Origin of the sequence: Flavobacterium sp. GCM10022190, assembly GCF_042656445.1 — a bacterium.
Lineage (GTDB): Bacteria > Bacteroidota > Bacteroidia > Flavobacteriales > Flavobacteriaceae > Flavobacterium > Flavobacterium nitratireducens.
In genome coordinates, this window is sequence record NZ_JBHSOQ010000001.1 from 751,926 (window position 1) to 766,538 (window position 14,613).

Below are 14,613 nucleotides of genomic sequence, written 5' to 3' on the forward strand. Positions count from 1 at the left end.
AAAAATCTCTTTAGTATAAATAAATTTAAAAACTTTCCGTTGAAAATTGTAACATGGAATTGTAATGGTGCGTTAAGAAATAAATTTAAAGAATTAAGCTTCTTTAAAGCTGATATTTATATAGTCCAAGAATGCGAAAATCCAATAGAAACAAAAAATCAAGAATTTATTTTTTGGGCAAAAAACTATTTATGGATTGGTGATAATAAAAATAAAGGAATAGGAATTTTTGCAAATTCAGATATAAAATTAAAGAAATTAGATTGGTCAGATATTTATAAGGACCATAAAGTGAAATATTTCTTGCCTTGTAATGTAAATGACGAATTTGATTTATTAGCTGTTTGGACTCATAATAACAATTCACCAACGTTTGGATATATTGGTCAATTATGGAAATATTTACAAATAAATAAATCTAAATTGGCTAATACTTTAATTATTGGAGATTTTAATAGTAATAAAATTTGGGATAAATGGGATAGATGGTGGAATCATTCGGATGTTGTTAATGAGTTAAAAGACATTGGGATAGAAAGTTTTTATCACAGTTTTTATATCGAAGAGCAAGGAGAAGAACGTCAGCCTACCTTTTATCTTCAAAGAAAAATAGAAAAACCATATCACATTGATTATGTATTTGGAAATAATCAATTTTTATCCAATTTAAAAGGGATTGAAATCGGTGAAAAGAATAAATGGTTAGTTATAAGTGATCATTTACCGATTATTTGTGAATTTTCAGTATTAAAAAATTAAAAAATTAAAAAATTAAAAAATTAAAAAATTAAAAAATTAAAAAATAAAATGTCATACGAGCCCGTATTTACCCTTTTTTGGGAAAGAGTGAAACAAAGTATAGAAGATAAGACTTTTGCCAAATTAACCCTTGCAAAAACCATAGGAGATACTGAATTGAAAAATATTTATGTTCGCCCCATTTTAGACGAAAATAATGAGATGAAAATGTCTGTTATTGCGCGTTATAAAACCGAAGAAGCAGAAAGTTTTTATTCTCTAGAAGAAACATATCCTGTCTTGTGTTCCTATATGAACAAGCCTTTTTTAAGTGCTTTGTTGTTTACTACTGATAATGATGTGGTTTTTAAACTCAATAAAAAACGAGCAGGAAGTATTACTGAGCAAGCTCCTACTTTTTTGAATCCTTCGGATGTAATTCTGGAAATGAAAGCAAAGGGAATGTGATTTTAAATTGCAGAAATTAGATTGTAGAATCGAAGTAAATATAAACAACAAAGCCACTCTGAGAATAGTGGCTTTGCTTTATCATTAGGAATAGCTTTTAAAGACTATCAAACTTTAAAATTTTAGAACTAATTCCATCCTCCTCCTAATGATTTATACATGTTAACCTTAGCAGCTAATTGTTCTTTTTTGGTTTCAACCAATTGAAGTTTGGATTCTAAAGCATCACGTTGCGTTAACAAAACTTCCATATAATCGGCTCTGGCAGCATTGAAAAGTTTAGTAGTGATTTCGATAGAATTTGTCAAAGCTTCCACCTGATGTACTTTTTGCTCATAGCTTTTCTTCAGGTTGTCAATTTTAGACAAACCATTTAATACTTCGATATGCGCATTTAAGATGGTTTTTTCATATTCAAAAACGGCTTGCAATTGTTTGTCATTTGCATTGTAATAAGCGGCTTTAATAGCATTTCTGTTGATTAAAGGTGCAACCATATCACCCGCTAAACCATACAATAAGGACTCAGGAGTTGAAGTAAGATACTTGGTTTGGAAAGCTTCTAAACCTACACCAGCTCTTAACGTAAATGACGGATAAAAATTAGCTTTAGCAACCTGTGTATCCAGTTTGGCTGCTTGCAATTCATATTCTGCTCGTCTAATGTCAGGACGATTGGTTAAGAGCTGTGAAGGTATGCCTACATACATAGTATCTATTTCTTTTTCTACAAATTGTTCCGAATTACGCTGAATAGGTTGAGGTGCGCGACCTACTAAGAAATTCAATTTGTTCTCCGTTTCTACAATTTCTTGTTTTACAGCAAACAATTCGGCAGTGTTTTTATATACTTCTGCTTCTAATCTTTGTACGCCCAGCGATGTAGCCTTAGCCGCCTGCATTTGAAGTCGAATAGTTCTCAAACCATTGTTTTGCAATTCTAAGTTTTGAGTTAGAATTTTAAGTTTGTTGTCTAAAGCTTGTAATTCGTAATACGAATCGGCTATTTCAGCAATCAAATTCGTTACCATGAAATTCTTCCCTTCAACTGTAGAAAGGTATTCCATTACCGCTGCTTTTTTGGCGTTACGCAATTTTTTCCAAACGTCTAATTCCCATGTTGCAAAAGCCCCAACTTTATAATTTTGCAAAGGTTCTGGGAATTCTTTTCCAGGTTTAATTTCGGTATTGGCATCATTAGCTCCCTGACTGGTATAACGACCTACTTTTTCTACTTCGGCAGCAGCTTGAAGACCTACAAATGGCAAGTATTCTCCTTTTCTGGCTTGGATTTCATTCTTTGCCATATCTATTTGTTGCAAAAAGATATTTAACTCCTGATTGTTTACCAAGGCCGTTTCAATGAGTGCATTTAAATGTTCATCATTAAAGAAGGTCTTCCATTTAATTTGTGCCGAATTAATAGTGTCTTTAGAGGCAACATTTTGAAATTGTTCGGGTACATCCTTTTTTTCTTCGCGTACGGTTTTTGTTGGTACACAACTTTGAAAAATCAGGCTTGATAAGGTCAGTGCTACTACTGACCTTATGTTTATTAGTTTGAAAATTGACTTATTCATTTTCTTCCTCTTTTTTCATTAAATTTTTCAATAGTTTGTTCATTTCTTTTAGCTTCAATTTCAGCTTACTATCGCCTTCACTAACTCTCATGAATTCCTCTGATACAGGTTCGTTATGTTCGTCTTGAATCATATTACGGCCATCACTCATTTTAGCAAAAATGTAATACAATCCAGGAATTACAAAGACTCCAAATAGGGTTCCTATAATCATTCCTCCCATAGCGGATCCTCCAATAGTTCGGTTACCAATAGCTCCAGCTCCTGTGGCAAGAACTAACGGAATTAACCCAGCGATAAAGGCAAAGGAAGTCATCAAAATAGGACGGAAACGAAGTTTAGCTCCTTCTATTGCCGAATCAACTATACTCATACCCTGAGCCCGTTTCTGGACGGCGACTTCAACAATCAATACGGCATTTTTACCCAGTAATCCAATAAGCATGATAACCCCAATTTGAGCATAAACGTCATTAGATAATCCCATGAGTTGTAGTAAAGCAAATGAACCAAAGAAACCTACTGGTAACGATAGTAATACGGCTAATGGCAATAAGAAACTTTCATATTGTGCCGCTAAAACCAGATAAACGAAGATTAATACGATTCCAAATACATACATGGCGTCATTCCCTCTGTTAGCTTCATCATACGACAAACCTTCCCAGGCAATGTCGTAGCCTCTTGGTAACTTTAATTGAGCGACCTCTTTGATGGCATTAATCGCATCGGCACTGGTGTATCCTTTAGCTGGTAATCCTCTAATGGCAGCCGAGTTGTAGAGGTTGTATCGGGTAATCTCATTAGGCCCTAGTTCTTTTTTTACTTTCATAAAAGAAGAGTACGGAACCATTTCGCCAACTTCATTTTTCACAAATAAATTTTCTAAATCCGAAGGGATTCTTCGGTATTCAGGTCCTGCTTGCGTGTATACTTTGAAAAATTGACCAAATTTGATAAAACCTTGTTCGTACGTACTACCAATAAGGATGTTCAGATTGTCCATCGCTTTTTTGATAGTAACTCCTTTTTGCATTGCCGCTTTGTTATCAATGTCTAATTTCAATTGCGGATAATTAGCAGAATAAAAAGTAAAGATTCCTGTTAATTCTTTGCGTTTTTCTAATTCGGCAAGGAAATCATTATTTACCTTTTGGAATTCCTGATAATCGGTTCCATTGGTTTTATCCAATAAACGTAAAGAGAAACCTCCAGAAGAACCAAATCCTGGTACTGCAGGTGGTTCAAAATATTCAATTACCGCACCTAGATTTTTTGATTTTTCTTCCAATTCTTCCATGATTTCATGTACAGAATGGCTTCTTTCTTCCCAAGGTTTTAAGTTAATCAAACAGGTTCCGGCATTCGATCCACGACCTTCGGTCATAATTTCGTAACCTGCTAAAGAAGATACAGAAGATACTCCGTCGATTTCTTCACAGATTTTCTGTAGTTTTTTAGCAACATCATTGGTACGTTCTAATGTTGTTCCTGGAGGTGTTTGAATGATGGCATAAATCATTCCTTGATCCTCACTAGGGATAAATCCAGCAGGAAGAGTTTGATTTGTATAATAAGTTGCCACGCTAAATCCGATTAAGATTCCAAAAGTGATAACTCTACGGTTTACAATGTGTTTTAAGATGCCAATATAGTGTCCAGTAAGTTTTTCAAAGCCTTTGTTAAACCAATCAATAAATCGATCAATAGGTGATTTTTTTCTAGGTTGACCATGGTTGTTTTTTAATAACATGGCACAAAGAACCGGTGTAAGTGTCAAGGCTACAACTGCAGAAATGATGATAGATCCTGCCATTGTAATAGAGAATTGACGATAGAATACCCCAACTGGTCCAGACATGAAAGAAATTGGAATGAATACCGAAACCATTACCAATGTAATCGCAATAATAGCACCACCAATTTCACCTAAAACGGCTTTAGATGCCTTAAATGGACTGAGATGTTCTTCTTCCATTTTTACGTGAACTGCTTCCACCACAACAATAGCATCATCGACTACAATACCAATGGCTAATACTAAGGCAAAGAGCGTAATCAAGTTGATGGATAAGCCAAACATTTGCATAACAAAGAAGGCTCCAATCAACGAAACGGGAACGGCAATAACTGGAATTAGTGTCGATCGCCAATCGCCTAAGAACAGGAATACGACTATGGATACTAGAATGAATGCATCTCTAAGCGTATCTATAACTTGTTCGATAGAAGCATTTAAGAAACTGGATACATCATAACTGATTTTGTAGCCTACTCCTGGAGGAAGGTCCTTCTCTAATTCTTTTAATTTTAGTTTAACGGCTTTAATTACATCGCTACCGTTTGTTCCAAGTGTTTGTTTTAATACGATGGATGCGGATGGTTTTCCGTCTAAATTGTCGTAGATGTCATAAAATTCACTTCCTAATTCTACATTCGCAATATCACCTAATTTGATTTCTTCACCATTTGCATTAGCACGGATAATTACATCTTTGTATTCTTGTGGAGTCGAATATCGATCTTTATAGGTTAAAACATATTCGAGTGATTGTGATTTTATTCCAGAACTTTGTCCTAAACGTCCTGGTCTGGCAAGGATACTTTGTTCCTGCATGGCTTCCATCACTTCTTCTGCCGAAATATTGTAAGCACGCATACGGTCTGGTTTTAACCAAATACGCATCGCATATTTACGGCTACCTAAGATTTGTGCACTGGCAATACCGTCGATACGTTGAATTTCACGAAGCATGTTGGTATAGGCATAGTTGTAAAGGAATTTTTCATCTGCTTCATGTCCTTTTTTGCTGTATAAATCCACATACATCAACATACTTGGTTGGACTGGAGTAATGATAACCCCTTCACGTTGTACTAAGTCGGGCAATAAGGGCATTACTTGGTCGACCCTAGTTTTTACCCTAATAACGGCGACGTTGGGGTCGGTTCCGGGTTCAAAAATTACACGTATAGTTCCTTCACCAGCACTGGTAGCATCCGATGCAATATAACGCATTCCTGGTACACCATTAATGGCTGTTTCTAATGGGATTAAGGTCGATTTTACTAATACATCCGAACTCGAACCTGGATAGGCGATAAAGATGTTTACAGTGGTTGGCGCAATTTCAGGGAATTGTGAAATGGGTAATTGTTTGATAGCAAGCAAACCCATAAATACAATGATGACCGAAATAACAATCGCTAAGACCGGTCTTTGAATAAACTTTTTAAACATTTTGTTGTATTTTTAAGGTTGATTACTCGGCGTAAACATCAAGATGTGTTAATACATGTTTCGCATTTTCAACTTTGAATTTTATTTTTTCGTTGTTTTTAACCAAGCGTAAACCGTCTAATAAAATGCGATCGCTTTCCTGCAATCCTTTTTTAACAACAAAAAGGTTTTCTAAAGTGGTTCCAATAGTAATTTCTCTTTGTCTAACTACTCCGTTTTTATCAATAACAAAAACATAGCGTTTGTCTAATACTTCAAAAGTTGTTTTTTGAGGAATCAGTAATACATTTTTCAACGGAACAGTCATCAAAATAGAGCCTGTTTCACCGTGTCTTAAAATCCCTTTTGGGTTAGGAAATGTGGCTCTAAAGGCAATATTTCCGGTTTCATTGTTGAATTCTCCTTCAATGGTTTCTACCACTCCTGTTTGATCAAATACATGATTGTTAGCCATTAAAAGCTCTACTTTTTCTTTTTTGTTCTTGTTAGCACTTTCCATGTAGTTTAAGTATTCGGCTTCCGGAACATTGAAATAAACCCACATTTTACTGTTGTCTGAAAGTGAAGTTAATAATTCACCTTCTTCTAGTAAACTTCCTTCTCTAGCAATTAAATGGTCCATTACGCCGTCAAAAGGTGCTCTAACAGTAGTAAATCCTAAATGGGTTTTAGCAAGGTCAATTTCGGCTTTGGCTTTGTCGTATTTAGCTCTTGAAAGTGCTAATTCGTTTGGAGAAACTACTTTGCTATCGGCTAAAAGTTTCGTGTTTTTGTATTCAATTGCGGCCACATTTCCTTCTGCTTTTGCTTTTTGTAAATCGGCTTGGTAAATGTTAGGCATGATTTGGAACATCAATTGCCCTTTTCTAACTTTCTGACCTTCGTCAACACTTATTTTTTGAAGGTATCCTTTTTCCATGGCTCTCAATTCGATATGGCGAATAGAGTGAATCTGGCAAACGTATTCTTTTATGATAGAGGTATCCATTGCTACAGGATTAGTTACTTGAAATGTCCTCTCTTCCTTTTTTTCTTCTTTGTGTGAGTTACATCCAATAGTGCATATAGCAGCCACTAGACCAATGAAAATTGCATTCTTTTTCATGATAGTTTTTTTTAACGATAAAATATTAGGATTGTTTTTGTTGTGAAAATGATAAACAACAGCAAATTGCGCTCTATTTGCTTGCTTTTTTAATTACGGCAAGAAATAAAGTTGGAATAACCAACAAAAGGAGTTGCTTACTAAGAAGAAAAAATCAAATACGAAATACCTCGAAGATGATGTAAAGTGAGGTAAATGATGGTAAATAAAAAAACGCTTTGCAAAAGGACTTTGCTAAAGAGTTAAAGTTGTAATTCGTTAAAAAATAGGTTGGTAATGAGCTTGAAAATGCGATATAGGAAATCGTTTTTTCAAGTTGTTTTTTACCGTTTAGGATTTCAGAATCTTCTTCTTCATAATCCGTAATTATTTCTTTTTTTGCCTCGGTTTCTTTTGTTGGAGTAGTAATATCTGTCAAGTCCGAAAGCTGGATTTTTTTGGTAAAAACCGACTCATCTTGAATTGATGTTTGAACAGAAATGAACGATTTGGCTGGAGTATGAGCAAACAAGCTATTGTTACTAATAAGTAACAGCAGACACAAAGTTAGAATATGTTTGATTCTCATTCTCATTTCTGATGCAAAGCTAATTTTTCAAATACAATTTTTGAAAGTAGGCGCTCATAAATATTTGTTAATTGCGGTAAAAACAACAAGTAAACTGTTAAAATGCATGAATATATGCAATTGAAATTAATTATAAAGCAATTAATTTTTTCCAAGATTTATTTTACCCCATCCCATTCGGCATAAAACTGAGCCAAAAAGCTTTCCATGAAACGATGCCTTTCTTCAGCAATCTTTTTAGCTGTAGTAGTATTCATTTTGTCTTTAAGCAATAATAGTTTTTCGTAAAAGTGATTGAGGGTAGGCGCTTGGCTCTTTTTGTATTCCTCAGTACTCATGTTTAATTTAGGGGCAATTTTAGGGTCGTATAGCGCTCTGTTTTTAAAACCACCATAATTGAATGCGCGAGCTATTCCGATGGCTCCTATAGCGTCTAAACGATCAGCATCTTGAACGATATCTAATTCTATCGAACTGAATTTCTTTTCAAAATTTCCGCCTTTAAATGAAATGTTTTCAATGATAGCAATAACATTACTGATTTTTTCAGAACCAAGTTGTTGCGATTCTAAATACTCACGGGCTATTTTTGGGCCAATAGACTCGTCGCCATTGTGAAATTTACTATCGGCTATATCATGAAGTAATGCGCCTAATTGCACGATTTGCAAATCGCATTTTTCCTCTTGAGCAATTAATAAAGCGTTTCTATATACTCTTTCAATATGAAACCAGTCGTGTCCGCCTTCGGCATTTTCTAATTGTTTTTTTACAAAAAGGATGGTGTTATTTATTAAATCTGTGTTCATGTGTAGCTTTGGAATAAAAAAGCTGATTTTTAAAGTCTAAACCTCAAAAATCAGCAGTATATATTAATAGCAAAAATCAATTTCAATGGTAATTTCAATTGAAAAAATCAAAAATCATTTTTCTATTTCAAACCAAATCTGAAATCAAAAATCGTTAATCTTCAATCTGAAATCTATAATCTTGCAGGTTCAACCCATTTGAAAATGTGCGATTCTTTAGGGATAACCAATCTTTCAGAGATTTTAGCCATTCTTGCTGGTAATTTCATTAAGTAATCACGAGCTTTTTCGGCTTCATCAGTTAATCCAGATATTTTTTCAATTTCCCATTTGTCAATCAATTTCTGCATAATTTCAACATAATCTTGAGCAGTATAAACTCCAATACGCTGTGCAGAATCAGAGAACAATTCAAATGCCGAACTTATTTTAGCACCTGATTCTCTTAGGAAATGTGCTGGCATCACGATTTTAGCTTTCATCATGTATTGGAAAGCAAGCATCATTTCGCTTGGATCTACTTTGAAAATTTCGCTCACAAAGTGACTGTAGGCATGGTGGTGACGCATTTCGTCTCCAGCAATCATTTTGCACATTTTTGATAATTTCTTATCGCCATATTTTTTGGCTAATTGCGAAACTCGGTTATGAGAAACGTAAGTAGCTAATTCTTGGAAACTAGTGTAAACGAAGTTTTTATATGGGTCTCTACCTGTACCAATGTCGAAACCGTCATTGATAAGGTGTTGGGTTGTCATTTCTATCTCGCGCATGTTTACACGACCTGATAAGTACAAGTATTTATTTAACAAATCACCATGGCGATTTTCTTCACCGGTCCATTGACGTACCCAAGCAGACCAACCGTTTCTTCCTTCATTATCTACTCCTTCTACCTCCATTAACCAGTTTTCATAGGTAGGAAGTGCCTCTTCGGTAATCATGTCACCTACCATAGCTACCCAAAAATCATAAGGTAAATCTTTTGAGATTTCGCGTAATTCTTTTACTTCTTCTAAGAAATTATCTCCTTCAGAATTCGGTAAAAAATCCGATGGCTGCCAGATTTGTTCCACTGGAATCAAGTATTGATCCATGTAGCCAGTCACGTTTTTTTCCAAAAACTGCATAACTTCTAATCGAATGTTTTTTATTGACATTTTATATGTATTAAAATTGTATTCCTTTTACTACTGCACTTTCCGTCTTCTCCATTAATTCAGGAAAATTATAATCGCTCACTTTAAGTGGATTATGGATTACAAAGGTAAGATGATTTCCTAAACCAACAGGAAAAAAACCAAATTTTACCATTTTCCATGAATTATTAATGCTTACAGGAACAATATATGCGGATGGTGCGCTTTTACACAATATTTTTAAGCCAGTTTGAGCAAATTCTTTGGGTTTTCCGGTTTTGCTTCGGGTGCCTTCTGGAAAAATTACTGCTGATCGTGTATTCTTTTCAATATAATCTCCTAATTTTTTTATTTCGGGAATCGCTTGTTTAGGGTCTTTTCTGTCTATCAAAGCAGCTCCTCCATGTCTTAAGTTATAAGAAACACTTGGGATTCCTTTGCCTAACTCTTTTTTACTTACAAATTTACAATGAAATTTACGCAAATACCATATCAAGGCGATAATATCGTACATACTTTGATGATTAGCTACAAATACCAAAGGTACTCCCTCAGGGATAAGTTCTCTGTTTTTGAATGAATAGGTTGTTCCTACTAAGTTAGTACATTTTAGCAAAAAAAAGTTTAAATAATCAACACTTTTTTTGTGCGCCTGATACCCAAAAACATTGAGGCAAAACCATTGAATAGGGTGGAAAATGACTAATGTAAGTCCAAAACACAAATAATAAATAACCGATATAGGATAGGAAATAAGTTTTTGCATTTTAAAAAAAATTAGCTGCAAAAGTATGAAATAATTTTTTAGCGGTATTTAAAACCTAAATAATAAGTAGGTTTAGCGTTAAATTGTACCTTTGTTGTCTAAATTATAATATTTATTAGACACTAAATGAACTTTAACTATCCAAAGAACGAAAAACTTAAAAGCAAAATCAGCATTGGATTGTTGTTCTCTGAAGGAAAATCAGTTTCTAAATATCCCTTGCGTTTGGTGTATCATTCGGGGACGTTGAATGAAAATGAGAAAATCAAAATGGGTGTTTCGGTTTCTAAAAAGTATTTTAAAAAAGCAGTGGATCGAAATCGTTTCAAACGCATTCTTCGCGAAACCTATCGTTTAAATAAGCATATTCTACTAGATAATTTAGATAAACCGTATTGCTTTATGTTTTTTTATCAAACCAAAGAGCGTTTGTCTTACGATGAGATTAATACCAAAACCATTCAGTTGTTTGAAAAGTTTGTGGCTCAGGTTTTAAAAAAAGAAAACCCCTAAATTGGTTTACTATTAATTACTTAGATAGTTATTCTATTTCCTTTTTATTACTGATAAATTGTTATTTTAGTAATTCACAATTAATAATATTATGAAATTTTCTTTCCAAAAAAAATACATCATTCCTGTAGTCGCTTCGGCTTTTATTTTCATTGGTTCTAGTTTTAAAGATGATTTTTTTGAAATTGCTAAGCAAATCGAAATTTTCACGACACTATTCAAGGAATTGAATACCAATTATGTAGATGAAACCAATCCAGGCGAATTGATGGATACCGCTATCAAAGGGATGCTAGCCAGTTTAGATCCGTATACGGTTTATTTTAATGAACAAGATGTATTAAAATTTAAGATCAATAATACCGGGGAGTATACGGGAATTGGCGCTTTAATAACTCAAAAATCAGGGAAATTAATTTTACGTGAAGTATATAAAAATTTCCCAGCCGATAAAGCTGGTTTTAAGGCTGGAGATGAGATAGTACAAATTGGCGACATACAAATGGCCGATTTAAAAGAAGATGCTTCTCAGTTATTAAAAGGTGCAAAGAATACAAAAATTGATATTAAATACCTGCGTCAAGGGAAGTTGTATTCCACTCAAATAACTTTGGATGAGGTAGAAATTAAGTCGGTTCCCTATTTTGCAAAAATTGACGATAAAACAGGTTATATTGTTTTAAGTCGTTTTAACCGAAAAGCATCTAATGAAACTAAAGAAGCTTTGTTAGAACTAAAAAAACAAGGCGCACAGCAAATTGTTTTGGATTTGCGAAACAATCCTGGGGGACTATTAAACGAAGCAGTAAATATTTGTAATTTGTTTGTGCCAAAGAATGAGGTGATTGTAACCACCAAATCCATCAACGAAAAACACAATAACACTTATAAAACCGCATTTGATCCTGTTGACTTGGATATTCCATTGGTAATTATTGTCAATGATAAGAGTGCTTCGGCTTCGGAAATTGTTTCGGGGGCACTACAGGATTTAGATCGTGCCGTTATTGTAGGTAGCAGAAGTTTTGGGAAAGGTTTGGTTCAAAAACCAATTGATTTAACCTATAACACCCAGTTAAAAGTGACCATTTCAAGGTATTTTACGCCTTCTGGAAGATGTATTCAGGCTTTGGATTATGCGCATAAAGACAAAAATGGTTTGGCCATACGAACAAAAGAAACCAGTTATAATTCGTTTAAAACGCGCAAAGGAAGAACAGTTTATGATGGAGGAGGGATTTTGCCAGATGTCCAAATGCCAGAATCAAAAACCAGTGTGATCGCTAATGCTTTGATTAAAAACGAGGGTATTTTTAATTATGCCACTACGTATTTTTATAAGCATCCCAATTTGGGTAATGAAATACCAAATTTCACTAATGCTGATTTTCAGGATTTTAAACAGTTTTTGAAAAGTCAAAAGATTAATTTAGATACTGAAACCGAAGAGTCATTGAAAAACACTTTGGCACTGGCAAAAAAAGAGGCAATTGATGCCGCTATTATTTCCGAATACAATCAGTTATTGGCAGCAGTTCAAAAATCGTCGGAGGCTCAAATCGATACTAATCAGGAAGAAATTAAGAATTTACTTTTAGAGGAAATTATTAAACGATATCAATATCAAGAAGGTTTTTATGCGTATTATATGAGAACCAATTCAGAGATTAAAAAATCGGTTAAGATTTTGAACGATGTTGCTACTTACAGAAACATTTTAAAAATGTGATGAAAACGTCAATTCTACTACTTGCTTTTCTTGTTTTTGGGAATGTTTTTTCTCAAGAAAAAAAGATTGGTACGGTATATTTTGAATTTGATAAATACACAATCGATGCCGTTCAAGAACAAATTATTATTGATTTTATTCAAAAAATCGATACTTCTAGACTTGAATCGATTCAAATTTATGGTTATTGTGACGATAGAGGCGATAATAATTACAATTTAAAATTATCTCAAAATAGGGTTAATGCGGTTCGTGAAATACTAACGGCAAACGGTTTTAATAAGAGCAAAATCGTAATGATTGAAGGTAAGGGCCGTGTGTTAATTGATAATTTTTCAGGTGGAAGTTTAGAAGATGTTCGCTCAAAAAACCGAAGAGTAGATTTATTAATTGTGAAGAAAAATAGTTTCGGAAAAGGGATGTTTAATTCTTTTCATGATCATCATGAAATTGGAGATCGAATTTTTCTAGAAGATATTTACTTCGAATTGGGTAGTAGTAAACTTACTGAAGCTTCTAAAAAAGAGCTTGACCGAATTGCCGAAATCCTTTTGAAAAACAAGAATATCGAATTTGAAATCCGAGGTCATGTATGTTGTACCCCAAGCACGTATAAAGATGCTATTGATTTTGCTACCAAGGAAAGAAAGTTGTCTTTAAATAGAGCCAAAAGTGTTTTTAGGTATTTAATTTCTAAAAATATCAATAGCTTACGAATGACTTACCGTGGTTTGGGTAATCAATTTCCTTTAGGAAAAGGAGATGATTATGATCGCAGGGTCGAGTTTTTAATTACCAAAAACTAGTTGGTTTTCTTTTGAGCTTGTTTTTTGATGATTTCAGTCGATTTTATAATAGCTTCGGTCTCGAACATCAAATCTCTTTTTTCTTTTGAAGGAGCGTAACAAAATCCCTCTAATACCACTATTCTATTATTCGCCTTGTCGACAATTCCATAATTGATAAAAGGTCCCGACATAAAGTCGTTTTTGAGTACCCATGTGCCTTTAGTTTCATAAGCTCTTTTGTAATCGAGTACTATGTTAGAAAAATAGGGAGCGTAGGCCTCTTCAGTAATCATATCTGTTTTTTCTTCCTTACCATGAATGTATAATTTACCTATCGAATCTCTCATTTTGATGATGTGAGAAATTTTATTTAATTTATTTTCGATAGTATTTAAAGGAACTTCATAGATTAAAATACTGGTGTTACCACTGATGATTTCTTTTTTAAACCAAACAAAGCCTTTTTTTTGTACCATTAATTGATAACTGGTAGGCATTTCTAGTTTGATTTTAAATTTATCTTCGAAATATTTAGAATCTAAAAGTGATTTCCTGTGTTGACGTTGTAATTCTTCAATTTCGGTTTGATGAATTTTTTTTATAATTTCAGGAGCATGTTGTTGGATTAGGCACAAGATGTCATCAGCGGTTTTACCCGAGATTTGAAAGATGTTTTGTGGCGTAGCGTATTTGTCTTTTAGGATATTAAAATTTTCATTCGTGTCTTTTTTAATCACAATAATGTTGCGACTATCCGTCAAATAGCCCTCCATTAATTTTACTGGAAATTGATTGATAGTAAAGAGCGGTTCTTCTTGAGGTAATCCAATAACTGGGGAAGCAAATTTATTCCGAATGCTGTCGCCAATTTCACCATTCCATAACAAATCATCAATAATTACCGATATGGTATTGATTTTCCCATTTGGTTTCTTAGGGTCTGTATTTTCTTGTTTACAGGAAACAAAAAAAAGCGACATGCATACTAATATAAAATGGACTTTATTCATTTTACGATTGTAACGATAGGATAAAAAATGTGAATCTTGATTTTATCGGTTATGATTTCTTTCGAATTTACACCGCTAATATCGTTCCATTTTTTTAAATGAATTGCAAAATGATTAATAAAATGCCATTTAGAAGCAAAAAAGGCTTTATTTTTTTAT

13 protein-coding genes are annotated in these 14,613 nt (G+C 33.8%); 5 read left to right on the top strand and 8 right to left on the bottom strand.

Annotated features, from left to right (window positions below; translation table 11 throughout):
* Positions 1 to 39: 39 nt before the first annotated feature.
* Together ACFPTQ_RS03295 and ACFPTQ_RS03300 are read left to right on the top strand one after the other, a co-directional pair.
* Positions 40 to 759 (top strand): endonuclease/exonuclease/phosphatase family protein, encoded by a 720-nt coding sequence (locus tag ACFPTQ_RS03295; RefSeq protein ID WP_379773828.1) that lies wholly within the window; start codon positions 40 to 42, stop codon positions 757 to 759.
* A 48-nt stretch (positions 760 to 807) separates the two neighbouring features.
* Positions 808 to 1,206, top strand: coding sequence for a hypothetical protein (locus tag ACFPTQ_RS03300; RefSeq protein ID WP_379773831.1), 399 nt, complete (start codon positions 808 to 810; stop codon positions 1,204 to 1,206).
* Positions 1,207 to 1,334: 128 nt separating this feature from the next.
* Here the strand turns inward: ACFPTQ_RS03300 and ACFPTQ_RS03305 are convergent, their stop codons facing one another.
* The 7 genes from ACFPTQ_RS03305 to ACFPTQ_RS03335 form a co-directional block, all read right to left on the bottom strand.
* Entirely contained in the window at positions 1,335 to 2,786 is a 1,452-nt protein-coding gene (locus ACFPTQ_RS03305; protein ID WP_379773834.1) for a TolC family protein, read from the bottom strand.
* Positions 2,779 to 6,027: an efflux RND transporter permease subunit gene (locus ACFPTQ_RS03310; protein ID WP_379773837.1), complete on the bottom strand. Its 3,249-nt coding sequence runs from the start codon at positions 6,025 to 6,027 to the stop codon at positions 2,779 to 2,781. Before ACFPTQ_RS03310 ends, ACFPTQ_RS03305 begins: the two co-directional genes overlap by 8 nt.
* 22 nt (positions 6,028 to 6,049) lie before the next feature.
* Positions 6,050 to 7,132: an efflux RND transporter periplasmic adaptor subunit gene (locus ACFPTQ_RS03315; RefSeq protein WP_379773839.1), complete on the bottom strand. Its 1,083-nt coding sequence runs from the start codon at positions 7,130 to 7,132 to the stop codon at positions 6,050 to 6,052.
* A gap of 154 nt (positions 7,133 to 7,286) precedes the next feature.
* Positions 7,287 to 7,700, bottom strand: a complete 414-nt coding sequence (locus ACFPTQ_RS03320; protein ID WP_379773841.1) for a hypothetical protein — start codon at positions 7,698 to 7,700, stop codon at positions 7,287 to 7,289.
* Positions 7,701 to 7,858: 158 nt separating this feature from the next.
* A complete protein-coding gene (locus ACFPTQ_RS03325) occupies positions 7,859 to 8,509 on the bottom strand; it encodes an HD domain-containing protein (protein ID WP_379773844.1) in 651 nt (216 codons plus the stop codon).
* Between the two features lie 173 nt (positions 8,510 to 8,682).
* Entirely contained in the window at positions 8,683 to 9,669 is a 987-nt protein-coding gene (locus ACFPTQ_RS03330; protein ID WP_379773846.1) for an acyl-ACP desaturase, read from the bottom strand.
* Positions 9,670 to 9,679: 10 nt separating this feature from the next.
* Positions 9,680 to 10,414 carry a lysophospholipid acyltransferase family protein gene (locus ACFPTQ_RS03335; RefSeq protein WP_379773849.1) on the bottom strand — a complete coding sequence of 245 codons (735 nt, stop codon included), beginning with the start codon at positions 10,412 to 10,414 and terminating at the stop codon, positions 9,680 to 9,682.
* Positions 10,415 to 10,540: 126 nt separating this feature from the next.
* Here ACFPTQ_RS03335 and rnpA point away from each other — a divergent pair, with 126 nt between their 5' ends.
* From rnpA to ACFPTQ_RS03350, 3 genes are all read left to right on the top strand, one after another.
* The gene (rnpA, locus tag ACFPTQ_RS03340) at positions 10,541 to 10,927 is read left to right on the top strand and encodes a ribonuclease P protein component (protein WP_379773851.1); all 387 of its coding nucleotides are present in this window, start codon (positions 10,541 to 10,543) and stop codon (positions 10,925 to 10,927) included.
* Positions 10,928 to 11,018: 91 nt separating this feature from the next.
* Positions 11,019 to 12,656 (top strand): S41 family peptidase, encoded by a 1,638-nt coding sequence (locus ACFPTQ_RS03345; protein ID WP_379773854.1) that lies wholly within the window; start codon positions 11,019 to 11,021, stop codon positions 12,654 to 12,656.
* Entirely contained in the window at positions 12,656 to 13,462 is an 807-nt protein-coding gene (locus ACFPTQ_RS03350) for an OmpA family protein (protein ID WP_379773856.1), read from the top strand. Before ACFPTQ_RS03345 ends, ACFPTQ_RS03350 begins: the two co-directional genes overlap by 1 nt.
* Here the strand turns inward: ACFPTQ_RS03350 and ACFPTQ_RS03355 are convergent.
* Positions 13,459 to 14,424 (bottom strand): DUF4837 family protein, encoded by a 966-nt coding sequence (locus tag ACFPTQ_RS03355; protein ID WP_379773858.1) that lies wholly within the window; start codon positions 14,422 to 14,424, stop codon positions 13,459 to 13,461. The two genes, ACFPTQ_RS03350 and ACFPTQ_RS03355, sit on opposite strands and share 4 nt — an antisense overlap.
* Positions 14,425 to 14,613 lie beyond the last annotated feature (189 nt).